Genomic DNA, 14308 nt, shown 5'->3' with positions numbered 1-14308 from the left:
ATGATTATTCGTCTGAACTATGTGCGCCAAGCTATAGTTTTGCTATATCGAAGTTGACAGGACACCTGATATGGCGCTTGAGCAAATACTCATTCCTGAAAAGCATGATCTAGGCGGATTTAGTGTACAGCGTAGCTTGCCTCATCGCGATCGCCAGATGGTTGGCCCCTTCATCTTTTTTGATCACCTTGGCCCTGCCGTCTTTCCCCCTGGCAAAGGTGTCGATGTTAGACCGCACCCCCATATCAACCTAGCGACCGTTACCTATCTATTTGAAGGTAGCTTGCTACATCGCGACAGCTTGGGTGTGGTTCAAGAAATTGTTCCTGGTGAAGTCAACTGGATGACAGCGGGTAAAGGTGTTGTTCACTCAGAGCGATCGCCCGATAGCTTCAGAGATACCGAATCTACCCTTCATGCTATTCAGACTTGGGTTGCGCTTCCCGAAGACTATGAAGAAGTCGACCCAAGTTTTTCCCATCATGCCGCTGGTGATCTACCCAAGTGGCAAGAGGATGGCACCACCGCTACGCTAATTGCTGGGAAATTTAAGTCATTTTCATCGCCTGTTCAAACCTTCTCACCGACACTCTATCTTTCGCTAAGCCTTTCACCAGGTAGCCAATTTCAGCTACCCGCAGACGATCAGCAAAAAGCGATCTATAGCGTTACTTCTGGGCTATCAATTGACGGCCAACCCTTGGAACCAAATCGTCTGGCTATCGTAAAAACAGGTACATCTATCACGATTAGCGCGGACGCGATCGCCCAGACGATGGTTGTTGGTGGCGAGCCCTTGGGCTTTCGTCAAAAGTATTGGAACTTTATTTCTAGCCGCCCAGAAAGAATCGAACAAGCAAAGAAAGATTGGCGAGAGAAGCGGTTTCCAGCAGTGCCTCAAGAGAACGAATTTATTCCTTTACCAGAACCCCAATCAACGGAGAAAACCTTCAAAAGCAACAGCTCTGATCAAGACAGTTCTGCTTCGACTTCTGCTCCTCCCCTTTCATAAGAGTGACCTGTGTTGCAAATTAACAAAGTCGTTCCTTTCCTATGTTCAAATTAACTTAGGCATTTTCTCCAAGACTTGCTCGTAATCGGGTATACGATGCATTGTCTGGCTGATGACACGTCCTTAGTGTAGTAGGTAGTCTACTGAAATAGTCTTTCTAGAAGGTAAAACCAAAGTTTTTACTCAGCATGAGAGACTAGAGATAGAGATCGCGACGAAGGGCATACCCTACCTATGCAAAGAGCTTACAAGTTTACCAATCAAATTAATTTTAAGAATATTCGTGGCGACCTTTTTGGCGGACTAACGGCCGCAGTTATTGCCCTACCAATGGCGTTAGCTTTTGGTGTAGCCTCAGGAGCTGGGCCTACGGCTGGGCTATATGGCGCGATTATAGTCGGTTTTTTTGCGGCGTTATTCGGCGGTACACCGACCTTAATCTCTGAGCCGACTGGTCCGATGACGGTGGTCATTACTGGTGTAATTGCCTCGTTGGTGGCGGCCAATCCGGAAAATGGTATGGCCATGGCCTTTACGGTCGTGATTATGGCTGGAATTTTCCAGATACTGCTTGGCGTATTGAAACTAGGTAAATACGTCACGCTGATGCCCTACAACGTAGTGTCAGGCTTCATGTCAGGCATCGGCTTGATCTTAATCGTGTTACAAATTGGCCCCGCCCTAGGGCAATCGCCTCCAGGAGGAGGCGTGCTCGGAACGCTTGGAAACCTACCAGGACTAATTGAGGGCATTCAGCCTAGCGATGCCATCTTGACGCTGCTCACCGTTTTAATTATTGTCTATTTTCCCAAGAGCCTACGAAAGTTTGCCCCGCCTCAGCTAGTGGCTATGGTGGTTGGCACAGTCCTATCACTGACGGTATTTGCCGGAGTCGAGGGGATAGCTCGCATCGGAGAGATACCTTTGGCGCTACCTTCTTTGACGGTGCCGACATTTAGTGGTCCTCAGTTGCGCGAGATGCTAGTAGATGCGGGCGTGCTAGGCACTTTGGGCTGTATCGATGCTCTGCTTACATCAGTGGTTGCGGATAGTCTTACTCGAACTGAGCACGATTCTAATAGAGAGCTAGTAGGGCAAGGCATTGGGAATATCATGTCAGGTCTGCTCGGTGGATTGCCTGGAGCGGGCGCAACCATGGGCACGGTCGTGAATATTAAAGCGGGAGGGCGTTCGGCGCTTTCTGGTCTTGCCAGGGCGGTTATTTTGCTGGTTGTGGTATTAGGGGCTAGCAGCTTGACAGAGAATATTCCGCTGTCTGTGCTAGCAGGCATCATTATCAAAGTCGGTATCGACATTATTGACTGGGGTTTTCTGAAGCGGGCTCATTACATTTCGCGCAAGTCAGCAGCGATTATGTATGGGGTGATTATTCTGACGGTGTTTGTAGATTTGGTGGTCGCCGTCGGGGTGGGTGTGTTTGTCGCAAACATGCTGACGATCGAGAACTTGAGCATGCTGCGCTCGGACAAAGGAGTGACTACGGTAACCGACGATGATGATACGATTGCGCTAAGTGCTGAAGAAAAGGCATTACTAGATAAGGGGCAGGGTCGAATCTTGCTATTTAGCCTTAGCGGACCCATGATCTTTGGAGTGGCTAAGGCGATCTCTAGAGAGCGAGAGGCGGTCCAAAACTGTCAGGCGCTAGTGCTAGATATTAGCGAGGTACCACATCTAGGGGTAACCACATCGCTCGCGCTAGAAAATTCGATCCAAGAAGCGGTAGAGGGCGATCGCGTTGTGTATATTGTTGGTGCTTCAGGACAGACCTACAAGCGTTTGACTCGGCTGGGTCTGCTAAACATTGTGCCAGCAGATCGATTTCTGCCTAATCGAACAGAAGCGCTAAAACAAGCGCTGAAGGCCATTAGCCAGCGAAGCCCACATCAAGGCAATGACCTTCTTAGCCCACAGACGAGTGGTTAGACGAATGGTTGATGAACGTAAAGGAAGTGCGCCTTGCTACTTTACTAATGCTTCGCCAGCTAGATAAGCTGCTCTGCGCGAGCTTGAAGAAATCGCTCAAACTAGTGTCATTACCTTGCCATCGTACCTAGCTTAGCCATGTGGCTGAGCAGATTTTCGCTTCTGTGATCGCGCAAGCTTTAGTCATCAACTGCTCTAGCTTCTGCTTGTTGCCTACGAAAGTCTTTGATTGCCTGTAGTTTCTTATCTTTTCTGGCAATTGACATAGCAGCACCCCAATGAATAGATGGGGAAACGCGATATCCATAGTTCCACAAATCAACGAAAGTATCACCTGGCAGTGCGAAAGGTTCTGTAAGTACAGTGTTTGGAGACCCTTGATAGTGAATACGGGGCTGGTTGACTGCGCGATCTGGGGATAGATTAAAGTCAACTAGGTTTGTGATGATCTGAAATATTGTTGTTGGAATTGTCGATCCGCCTGGGCTACCGGTAACCAAAGCGATTTCATTACTAGCGTCTAGGACAATAGTTGGCGCCATTGAGCTGAGCGGCTGTTTGCCTGGTTCAATGCTGTTGACACTTCCCTGCACTAAGCCGTAGGTATTAGCTGTGCCGACTTTGGCCGTGAAGTCATCCATTTCATTATTGAGAAAAAATCCTGTACCTGGTGCAATCACACCCGCGCCAAATAGCGTATTGATGGTGTATGTAACAGAGACTGCGTTCCCTTCTTTGTCAACCACGGAGAAATGGGTTGTATTTTTTCCCTTTTGCTCTAGAGACAGTTCTTCTGCTAGCTCTAAGGCTCTATCTTTGGGTATTTTGGATCTGAGTTCTTTGGCATACGCTTTGGATAATATTCTTGCTGTTGGGACTTCTACAAAGGTAGGATCGCCGAAGTATAGATTGCGATCGCGATAGGCAAACAGCATTGCTGAAAGCATCTGGTGTAAATGCTGCGCTGAGTAATACTCTACCTGGCTAATCGGAAACCCTTCTACAATATTGAGCATTTGGCATAGAACAGGCCCACCGCCGGGTGGAGGACTAGTCAGAATAGTAAATCCCCGATAGTTGCAGGTGAGCGGGTCTATATCTTGAACTTGATAGGTTTTGAAGTCTTCAAGTGTGAGAATGCCGTTGTGCTGTTGGCTAGCTTCGACAATCTTTTGAGCAATTTCTCCTTCGTAAAAGGTCGATGCACCGTTTTTGGCGAGTAGTGAGAGCGTTTCACCTAATTCCGGTTGGACAAGGCGATCGCCTACTTCTATCGCCTTACCTTCTTGGATGAAGATATCAACTACTTCAGAATTCTGATTGTTCTTTAGTTCTCTTGTTAAGAGCTTTTGTTCTGGGCCAGTTAAAACGAAGCCGTCATTTGCTAGCTTTTGTGCAGGCGCTATAAGCTGCTGCCTAGTCAATTGGCCACTGCCATAAGCTTTTCTAGCGTATTCTAATCCTGCTACTGTCCCTGGAACTGCGACTGCCAAATAGCTATCTGTACTTAATCCTTTGATAACCTCGCCTTCTGAATCTTGATAAAGCGTTGGTGTCGCTGCTAGAGGGGCCGTTTCTCGAAAGTTGATGAACCGATTTGTGTCGTCTGATAGGCGTAGTGTCATGAAGCCACCGCCTCCTAAATTCCCGCAGCAAGGATGAACCACCGCAAGCGCGTAGCCAACTGCGATCGCTGCATCGACTGCGTTTCCACCTGCTTTGATAACCTCTATTCCTACACGGGTCGCTTCATAGTGACTGGTCGCAACTGCTGATTGTCCTACTGCTTTTGGAGTTTGCTTATGGTCACAAGCTGCTACCCCCCTCTGACAAACACCCCAGCTAACTAATCTGTAGAAATGCACGAGAGGATGATATAGACTGCGCCCTATCAGCATGTCGAAAGCTATAAGACCAACAAGTAAAAAGGTTACTTGAGCCAAATGCTTTGAGCGTTTTGACATTCTAGTCGGCTTCGTACTTTAACGCTTTGTACTTTATTTAATGCTTCTTACTTTAATGCTTCTTACTTTGGCTATGCCCTCATCCTAACTGCGGCTCTGTTGTCGGATTGATTCCACGGCGAGCTATTGCGGTGGGCTGTTCTTGTTCGAGAGGGCGCGAACGTGCTCTAGAGTAGCACGAACTGTCTGGTTTGTAAGCTAGCAGTCTCTACACCAATGAGAGTGGCCAAGATTTTGTTGGTATCGGTAACGATGATGTTATTGCCAACAAAGGAAAGTTCACCAATGCCTAGCCCATTAGCTAACCCAATCAGGTCTTCACTGCTAAAGTCTGTAATGGTATCGGTGCCCTCACCTAAAGCTAAGACAAATGTATCTTCGCCAGCCCCGCCTGTGAGCATATCTTTACCCCTATCGCCGATGAGCGTATCTTTGCCAGCCTCACCGATAAGCGTATCGTTGTCAGCACCGCCAGAGAGAATATCTTTACCGTTGCCTCCATTGAGCAAATCGTTACCACTTCCACCGCTTAGGGTGTCAAATCCTTGCTCACCGAAAAGCGTATCGTTGCTCCTACCGCCAATCAGGATGTCCCTATCGTCTCCACCAAAGAGAACGTCTTTGCCGTTACCACCTTCGAGGAAGTCATTACCAGCCTGGCCAAAGAAGATATTTTTGCGCCTAGTACCGATGAGCATATCGTCCCAATCAGTTCCATAGCGCGTTCCTGGAAGTGCCTCTTCAACGGGAGTTCCTTCTTCTCTAACCTTAAGGATTTGGTTTGCAGAGATGTTATCTAGCTGCTGAATAGTCCCACTTGGCCAATGAATCTCTATTCGATCTACTTGATTGTTTTTGGCCAAACCAAAGTGAAGACGTTGATGGTCTTGTGACCACCTATGAAATCCGCCCATCTGATCTCGACGTTGAGTAATCTCTCCTGTTGTTACATAAACCTGAGCGCCTATACCGTCTCTACTGGAGATGACGCCTTCAAGATCGATCTGCAGCCAATTGTTTTTGTTGCCCTGGTTACGAAAGAGCTGCTGAGGACCAAACCCGGCCCGCGCACCGTTGGTTACAAACAGATCTATAAACCCATCTAAATTGTAATCAGCTGTAGTTGCTGCATCACCGTCACCAAATGTTGTGCCAGCCGCACCTCCGGAATTCGCTACCGGAATGAATGTGCCATCCCCTTGATTGTCGTAGAGGACATTGGGTGCATTTTTCTTATCTCTAGCTCTGACAACGTAGATATCTATGTCCATATCGTTGTCAAAATCACCTGAGACAACACTGACAGCGCCTGTGTTGAGCGCACTGCTGATGCCAGAATCTAGAGTGATATCTTCTAGGCCTTGTTTTGTATTGATAGACAATCGGTCTTCCTTGGCTCTACTCACATAGATATCCATCAGGAGATCGCCGTTAAAGTCGGCGATGGCTACGTCCGTTGAACCGCGAAGTAGAGAGGGCGATCGCTTAGCAAAAGATGCTGTAGTGCTCGCATTGAGTATGGTTTTGATACCGCCTGTAAGGATTAGATCTAGACCACTATTTTTCGATGGAGTAGCTAGGGCACCCAACTTGACGGTTGCTTGAGTAATTTGTTCAGGAAGAAGATCAGTTCCTACATCGTTAAAGCCGCTATGCGTTTGCTGGAAGATAGTAGTAGGGTTAAGCCCATCAGGCCGTCGCGTAGAGCCATGAAAAAGGTCGAGCCAGCCGTCGTTGTTAAAATCTAGCCAAATCGGCACCTGGGCCTTGGCGCTGTCATAGGCGATGCCAAGTTCGCTAGCTTGATCTCTAAGCACTCCTTTATGGTTGACAAAAAGTCGATTAGGAGAACTGTCGGGTGGATGATTGGTGCCAGCATTTTCTCCTCCAGATAGCACAATGAGATCTTGATCGCCGTCATTGTCAAAGTCAGCCCAAGCTGATCCATGAAAGTCGCCTTTCAGTTCTTCAACAAGAAAAACATCTTCAACGATATCTATAAACGTTCCGTCTCTTTTATTGAGAAACAGATTGCGATTGTATATTTTTTCAGCAGGCCCAAAATGACCGCCAACCCAAAGATCAGGATATCCGTCTTTATTGATATCTCCCCAGGCACCCGCGCCGTAACTTCTACCCCTAGAGAAGTCTCCGGCTATTTTGGTGACTTCTTCAAAGCTTTGACTGTTTAACATTAGATTGTCTCTAATAGGTAGGATAGAGTGCAAATTTCTTTGTTGGAAGTGCGCCTGTTGCCAATAAGGGCTGTTTAACCGTTAGTCGCAAGGGGGCAAAGCATTGCTAGGTGCGCGTGTCATGCGTAGTAGCAGATCGAGCTAGCTTATTGAGCCCAGCAGTAAGGAATGGGATCTCAGTGTTTGCATCGATTCTGTAGGTGGGTATGAAGACACTTCGAACTCTGTAAATTTGCTTGCTAGAGGTAGAGGATGACAATCTAATAGGTAGTTGTAGGCTTCAATAAAAAAGCCCCGAAGTTCAAACTTCGGGGCTTCTTGAGAGTTTTTAGTGGGACTAGCTTAGCTGGCGGCTTTGATGCATTCGTCAATCAGCGGCTGCACCTGGTCTAGATTCTTCCAGCCAAGCACTTCACATTCTTTCTTCTCTAAGTTTTTGTACGTTCTAAAAAATTCGGAGATTTCTTCTAAACGGTGAGGTTCAATATCGTCGATTGTTTTTACGTTGGCATAACGAGGATCGTCTGCAGGGACACACAGAATTTTTTCGTCGCGATCGCCACCGTCAATCATCTCCATCATGCCAATGGGCCTAGCGGGAATAACGCATCCTGGAAAGGTAGGCTGATCCATAATCACCATACCGTCTAGTGGATCGCCGTCATCGGCTAGGGTATTAGGAATAAATCCATAGTCGTAGGGGTATTGCACTGAAGAAAACAGCACACGGTCTAGTGCAAATGCGTTGAGGTCTTTGTCAAACTCGTACTTATTTTTGCTCTTAGCGGGAATCTCGATGAGCACGTTGACGATGCCAGACTTTGGCTGTGCGGGAATACGGGATAAATCCATAACGGCTTAATGACTTTCGTGATAACTGCGTTTTAGAGGTGAAGACCTCAGCAGTATTCTACGGGAGAGCGGGAGCAGGCGAAATGCTTTTACACCGTTTTAACCCTTCAAGCGAACTCGCTTCAGACTACCTTCGTACATAGTTAGCCTAAAGGTTGAGACCTAAATGCACTAGCAAGTGTCTGACAGCTTCTATCTGGCCGTTACCTTACTATTAATAGTGAAGGCACCGTCAAACCAGTCGCCGACGGTGCCTTCTATTACTCTTCTGCTTTCATGGATAAGGTTTGTGGCTGCCGGGGAATTTCTACCTCAATGGCTCTGAAATTCGATATCGCGTATAGAGGCAGCGTAAGGGTAAGGGTGGTTATGAGTAGGCCGATCAAGTGTGCGATATGACCGGGAGGTTGCTCGGGTGAGTGCTCAGGACTGGCAGATTCCATACAGGGAAAGGGTAGGGGATAGAAAAAACAAGCCTTGACAAGGCCAAAGTGCTATGTCTTTTGTTTAGCTTACGATGCTAGCATCTACTGGTTTTTTGAGTATATGTACCAAGAAAGCAAGGCTATGATCTAAAACCAAACGGAAGCAAAGGGCCGAAGCCGACGGTTTGACGTCAACAGCTTTACTTTAGCTTCATAACTCAATATTAGCTAAGGAGACCGACGTCAACACAGGCAGTGTCATTTTATTCATATTTTCGTTACGTGCAGGGGTATTCATAGGCTACTTTTTAGCTACTACAGTGGCCTTACGGCTGGAAAACGCTATTTTTCTTTGCCAAGTTTGGTTCACGCGTAGCTAGTTATAGCCCGTTTTACAAACCTCAAGCTTCGTCTGATGATTCTTGAGACTCTAGCAAGCTTTTGACGCTCTGTAGCTCTTGCAAAATAGCCTGTAGCAGACGATTCGTTTCGGTTTCGGCCGGCTGCATAACTTCTATAGTTACTTGCTTGATTCCAAGTACTTCTTGAGCAAAGCGAGCGACTTCGTTGGGGTGAAACATTAAGGGGGCTTCTTTGTCATCACGAAGCTCAGGATTGAGACGACTTGGGTCGAAGGGTGGATTAAGAATTCTAGGGTCTGTATTGGCGTAGCGGTAAACAGAAGCTCGTGAGCGATTTAGGATTTTTTGAACTGATTCAATTGGAATTTGCTGTTTGGCGGTGGCGTTGACGGTGCTATCAGAAGGTGGATAAAGCTTTGAACTGTTCTCGGATTGAATCATGAGTCATATCAAGGTAAGCCATAAAAGCTTATCTCTAGTCCCAAACTCATACGCATGAGTCTAACTAAAGTTAACCGTATAGTTATGATACTTAGATTCTCTTATTGAGACCTATTGGTAGACAGTTTGGTCTTTTAGTAAGACAGAATATGGTTTCCACGTTGGATAGCAAAAGAAAGCCAAATCAGGAAAGTCATCAAGACAATCTAGAGTTGATGCAGTCATCTTGCTTACCTAGCAGATAGTTGCGCTTAAGTGCATGGTCTCGCTTGACATTAAGTGCATGCTCTCGCTTGCCATGAGCGATGACCGACTCAATCGCGCTACGACTCATAGGCAGGTGTGATGTCTTGAACATGGCCAAATTTTCTTGCTAACACGTAAGTTTCGAGAAAAGGTGTTGAGGAAAGGTGTTATAGAGCCGAGCATAGAAGCTGATAGTTGTGATGACCAGTGCGAAGTGTATATATAGATACCACACTTGAAAGCTGACTATTTGAAGTTGAATTTCCATTAGGCTGTGTGCTTATTCGGATCGCACAAAGGAGCCTTCCTGGAGTAACCCGCTTCGGCTCTTGCTTTAACCCCCAGCCATCTACGAACAACTGTCAGCAACGAAATCAGCAGTAAAGAAGGTATCAAGCCAGCATAAAGTTACTGTTAAGTAAGTAAAAATACTGAACATTGAGTGTTCTTAACGTTATACATTCAAAGCACTTTCACTGAAATTCTCGTTTCACTGAAGTATCTGTGAAGTATTTGCTTCCTTGAATGAATATGCCAATTTTCTCAAAGCTTACTCGTCAGGAGTTAAGCCTGTTCGAGAGCCAACGTACACAACTAAATAAACACCTGAATGACTTGCATAACAGAATTGCCGGAATGAGTGGCCAGCACGAATGTCGACATTTACGTATCGACTAAAATATTGTTTTCTAGATGCGTAGCGGTTGTTCTTTTCCTTTAGACACAAGTTGCTCACAAACTAGGAAGATCAAAGCCAAGTAGCTAGAAAACATGTAGTCTGTTTAGCATTTTTTTTAGCTCATAGGATATAAGCTAGTTGAGCAAGAAATGAGTTTACTATACATTGGCTGACTCAGTCTCTAGTGGATTTGACACAACAAGAGACTGGTAACTTCAGCCGCTAATTTTTGGCTCTAGATTTTTGTTTAGATAGGGTTTTGATATCTCATATCTATCCTTTTTTGGCGAGCAAAATTTTTGAAACAGAGTGAAAATAGATGAGTTCTAGAAAATATGCTGTGGTAGCTCCTCCTACAGCTCGAAACAATGTCAGAACGGACTTACGATTCTCTCCTATTACACATTTTCGTAAAGGGCTGGCTGTTAGATCTTTTGGCTTACTTATCCTTATTCTATTAGACTCAATTGCTTTGATGCTTGCTTGGTCAATAGGAATTCACTATGGAACGCCTATCGATTCTCCTTGGGTAGAAGAGCTGTCGACATTTAGGCTTTTGTCTCTTGCTTTTGAAATTAGTATTATTGCAGCACTAGGACTGTACAGCTCTAGTATCTATCGTCTGGATTTCATTAAAATAATTAAAGCCGTTTCTTTAGCTAGTGTTCTTCTGATGCTAGTTGCATTTCTTTATGATCCAGAACAGTATGTTTCTCGTTCAATCTTTTTAGTATCTTGGGCGCTGAGCATATTCTTTATCTGCTTATTTAGGTTCGGATATGATCGATTTTCTAGGTATGTTTGTCAAAAAACCTCGATTCGTTATTCTACTTTTCTTATCTGCGCTGAGGATGAGCGAGACAATATTATTAGGTTAATTGAACAAGAAAGCAGCTACAACTTAGTTGGTATCGCTGACGCAACTTCTTTAGACAGAAGTAATCGTAATGAGACTTTTTTAAGGCTGAAAAGTTTAGGTATTCAAGAGGTATTTGTCTCTTGGTCAGCGATTAGAACTCGTTTGCACATTTGCTGGCACTTTCAGACATTCGGAATTACGCTTCGGCTTTTACCTACTGAGCTAGCTCCTGTCCTTTCCATTCTTTCTAGGGCCGAAGTTTCGTGCGTGGGTGGTGTCCTTTCTCCAATGATTCAAGTGCCAGTGATTGTCGGCGGAGATTATTGGATAAAGAGGCACCTCGATAAGTTCTTCGCGCTACTGCTATTATTCATTTTATCTCCTTTTTTGATTCTTATTGCCATTCTAATCAAACTAGATTCTCCTGGTCCAATCTTTTTTAAACAAACCCGCATCGGTTTACATGGTCTAAGGTTTAAGGTGTGGAAATTTCGGACTATGGTTGTTAATGCGACCCAATTGCAAGCAATATTAGAAGCAAGAAATGAGATGAAAGATGGTGTTCTTTTTAAAGTGAAAGACGATCCTAGAGTAACAAGAGTTGGTAAGGTTCTGCGGCGCTACAGCCTAGATGAGCTGCCTCAATTGTTCAATGTGATTACGGGTGAGATGAGCTTAATTGGACCTCGCCCTTTGCCTGTTAGGGACGTAGAAAGATTTCGAGAGAAACACTTTATTCGACAAGAAGTTTTACCAGGCATTACAGGATTATGGCAGGTTTCAGGTCGCTCTGATATTGATGACTTTGAGATTGCATTCAACCTTGATTTGACTTACATCATTAACTGGTCCTTAAAGCTGGACATGATGATTTTACTTAAGACAGTTAAAGTTGTTTTTCAAAGATCAGGCGCTTACTAAGTACGTGGATGATGTGGATTGAATTGTTCGAAGTAATCTGAAGTTTATAAACTGGGTTTGGGGGTAGGAGTGTCACTTAATACTAACGGCGCCGTCAATGATAGCCACACTGCAAAGTCGATGAGAGATAAAGAGTACACTGAAGAGATTGACCTTCAGAAATACTGGTGCGTTCTAAGAAGACGCTGGCGCTTAGCAACCTTTGTGTTTTCGTCTAGTATATGTCTTACGGTTCTAGCTCTTGCATCACAAGAGGCAGAATATGAGGCAACTGGCAAACTTCTAATTAAAGGAGGCCGTACCTCCTCTTTAACAGGGCTTAATGTTGACATTGGAGAGTTAGAGGCTTTAGATAGCCTTCAAAAAGATCCGCTAAGAACCCAAGCGGAAATTATTCAGTCGCTTCCTACTCTAGAGAAGGCGATCGCGACAGCAGAAGCCGCAGTCATAGAAGAGGCACTCACCCCAACTTCGCTGAAAGAGGGGTTGGAGGTCAAGGCAATTCCTGGAACAGATATTCTAGAGATTTCATATCAAAGTCCCGACGATCAAACTGCGCCCGTTATCGTTAATGCATTGATGGAAGCTTATATTGAGAATAACGTTGAGACAAACCGTGAGGAAGCAATAGCTGCTCGACGATTCATTGCCGGACAGCTACCTCAAACAGAATCAGCGGTAAGCGCTGCCGAGGCAAATCTTCGTCAGTTTAAAGAGGAAAATGGTGTGGTCGATCTAGAGCAAGAGGCCGCTCAAGCTGTTGACAGCATTGGTAATCTTGACACTCAAATTGATCAAGCGAAAACAGAACTAGCCAATGTAAACGCTCGTCTACTAGAACTAAGACGTCAGCTAGGAATGGAGCTAGAAACTGCGATTGAACTGAACACTCTTAGTCAATCGCCTGGTGTGCAGGAAGTACTTACTGAGTTGCAGGCAGTTCAATCACAGCTGGCGATTGAACAGGCTCGATACCAGAGCACCCATCCTGCTGTGCTAAATCTACAGCGTCAGGTAAATTCGCTTGAGAGTCTCTTGCGGCAGAGAATTAGAACGGTAACAACCAACGGTAGGCAACAGTTTGAAAATAGCAATATGCAGCTTGGAGAGCTACAGCAGAGCTTGATTGAACTGTACTTACAATTAGAAGTTGATCGAGTTGGATTATCTCAACGAGTTTCGGAGCTGTCAGATCTTCAAGGCGTTTATAGGCGTCGAGCGTCTACTCTACCGGCTTTAGAGAAGACCCAGCGTGAATTGGAACGGCGATTGCAGGCCTCTCAAACTACTTATGAAGCCTTGTTAACTAAGTTGCAAGAGGTACAGGTGGCTGAAAACCAGAATGTGGGTAATGCTCGCGTGGTTGAAGCTGCGATCGCACCAGAGAGTCCGGTTGATTCGAGGCGCGAGCTAATCCTAATCGCTGGTATTCTAGCTGGGTCGTTAGTTGGTATTAGCGCTGCCTTTGCACAAGATTTGTTAGATCGGTCGATAAAGACCCTAAATGACTGCCGAGAACAGTTCGGCTATGCGCTCCTAGGTGCTATTCCACTCTTCAATGAAACTAGCAACCTACACAGATCAAAAAGTCATTCAAAACAGCTGGCTTCTAGCGTATTTTCTAATGTCCGAACTCGGAGTAGAAATGTGCATGCTTCAGTAGTGACCGAAGCATACCAGATGCTTTGGTCGAATCTTAAGTCTGTTACTTCCCGCCAAGAGCTAAAGACGATTGTTATAACAAGTGCTGCAGCCGGGGAGGGTAAGTCGGAAGTTTCTGTCAATTTGGCTACTACGATCGCTCAGTCCGGACAGCGGGTCTTGCTTATAGATGCTGATATGCGTCACCCCTCTCTTCACAAAACCTGGAATATTTCTAACCGAGTTGGGTTAAGTTCCTTCCTCGTAGGACAGAGCAGTGCGCAAGATACTATTCAAAGCGTGATGCCTCGTCTACATGTCCTGCCCTCAGGATGGATCTCCTCTAATCCGGTCGACTTATTAGATGCTTCTAGTATGGAAAGGCTGATCGCCGAACTTTCAGAGTATTACGATTTCATTATTTTGGATTCGTCTCCTTTCGTTGGCTGTGCCGATCCATCCATTTTAGGAAAAGTAGCTGATGGCGTTGTCTTAGTTGTACGACCTGGAGTACTAAACGCTAAAGCTGCAAACGCTGCTAGAGAACACTTGATGAGTACCGAGCAAAGAGTTGTTGGTATGGTCGTCAATGCCTTGGATGTCAAGAATGATCCCGATAGTTACTTCTACTCTACGTACTACACCCGAGTCGATGAAATAAATTCTAGGGACCGTTCTGTAGTTCCCGACACAGTTGTGTCCAACCAAGGAATATTTCGACTGTGATATTTCAATCTTAATGTTCCGACTTTCATCTTTAGCTA

General features: G+C 45.4%; 10 protein-coding genes. 4 read left to right on the top strand and 6 right to left on the bottom strand.

The features are described from left to right. Positions 1–70 precede the first annotated feature (70 nt). Positions 71–1012: a pirin family protein gene (locus S7335_RS14805; RefSeq protein ID WP_006454015.1), complete on the top strand. Its 942-nt coding sequence runs from the start codon at positions 71–73 to the stop codon at positions 1010–1012. Positions 1013–1246: 234 nt separating this feature from the next. Continuing rightward, positions 1247–2959 (top strand): SulP family inorganic anion transporter, encoded by a 1713-nt coding sequence (locus S7335_RS14800; RefSeq protein WP_006457590.1) that lies wholly within the window; start codon positions 1247–1249, stop codon positions 2957–2959. A 179-nt stretch (positions 2960–3138) separates the two neighbouring features. Here S7335_RS14800 and ggt read toward each other — a convergent pair whose 3' ends face one another. The 6 genes from ggt to S7335_RS27845 all read right to left on the bottom strand — a co-directional run bounded on the left by ggt (position 3139) and on the right by S7335_RS27845 (position 9556). Beyond that, positions 3139–4824 carry a gamma-glutamyltransferase gene (ggt, locus tag S7335_RS14795; protein WP_198011376.1) on the bottom strand — a complete coding sequence of 562 codons (1686 nt, stop codon included), beginning with the start codon at positions 4822–4824 and terminating at the stop codon, positions 3139–3141. Positions 4825–5090: 266 nt separating this feature from the next. Then, entirely contained in the window at positions 5091–7118 is a 2028-nt protein-coding gene (locus tag S7335_RS26050; protein WP_006455242.1) for a CRTAC homolog protein, read from the bottom strand. A gap of 342 nt (positions 7119–7460) precedes the next feature. Continuing rightward, positions 7461–7970: an inorganic diphosphatase gene (locus tag S7335_RS14785; RefSeq protein WP_006453401.1), complete on the bottom strand. Its 510-nt coding sequence runs from the start codon at positions 7968–7970 to the stop codon at positions 7461–7463. A gap of 260 nt (positions 7971–8230) precedes the next feature. Beyond that, the gene (locus S7335_RS27850) at positions 8231–8413 is read right to left on the bottom strand and encodes a hypothetical protein (protein WP_157620262.1); all 183 of its coding nucleotides are present in this window, start codon (positions 8411–8413) and stop codon (positions 8231–8233) included. A gap of 383 nt (positions 8414–8796) precedes the next feature. Next, on the bottom strand, positions 8797–9198 hold the full coding sequence (locus S7335_RS14780; RefSeq protein WP_006455056.1) for a hypothetical protein: 402 nt from the start codon (positions 9196–9198) through the stop codon (positions 8797–8799). A 196-nt stretch (positions 9199–9394) separates the two neighbouring features. Next, the gene (locus S7335_RS27845) at positions 9395–9556 is read right to left on the bottom strand and encodes a hypothetical protein (RefSeq protein WP_006457396.1); all 162 of its coding nucleotides are present in this window, start codon (positions 9554–9556) and stop codon (positions 9395–9397) included. An 886-nt stretch (positions 9557–10442) separates the two neighbouring features. On the opposite strand from S7335_RS27845, the gene S7335_RS14775 reads away from it, so the two are divergent. Together S7335_RS14775 and S7335_RS14770 are read left to right on the top strand one after the other, a co-directional pair. After that, positions 10443–11903, top strand: a complete 1461-nt coding sequence (locus S7335_RS14775; protein ID WP_006454667.1) for a sugar transferase — start codon at positions 10443–10445, stop codon at positions 11901–11903. A gap of 69 nt (positions 11904–11972) precedes the next feature. Then, on the top strand, positions 11973–14270 hold the full coding sequence (locus tag S7335_RS14770; protein ID WP_157620260.1) for a polysaccharide biosynthesis tyrosine autokinase: 2298 nt from the start codon (positions 11973–11975) through the stop codon (positions 14268–14270). The last annotated feature ends 38 nt before the right edge of the window (positions 14271–14308 follow it).

It is taken from the genome of Synechococcus sp. PCC 7335 (assembly GCF_000155595.1).
Classification (GTDB): Bacteria; Cyanobacteriota; Cyanobacteriia; order Phormidesmidales; family Phormidesmidaceae; genus Phormidesmis.
This window is presented reverse-complemented; position numbering and strand designations above follow the sequence as displayed.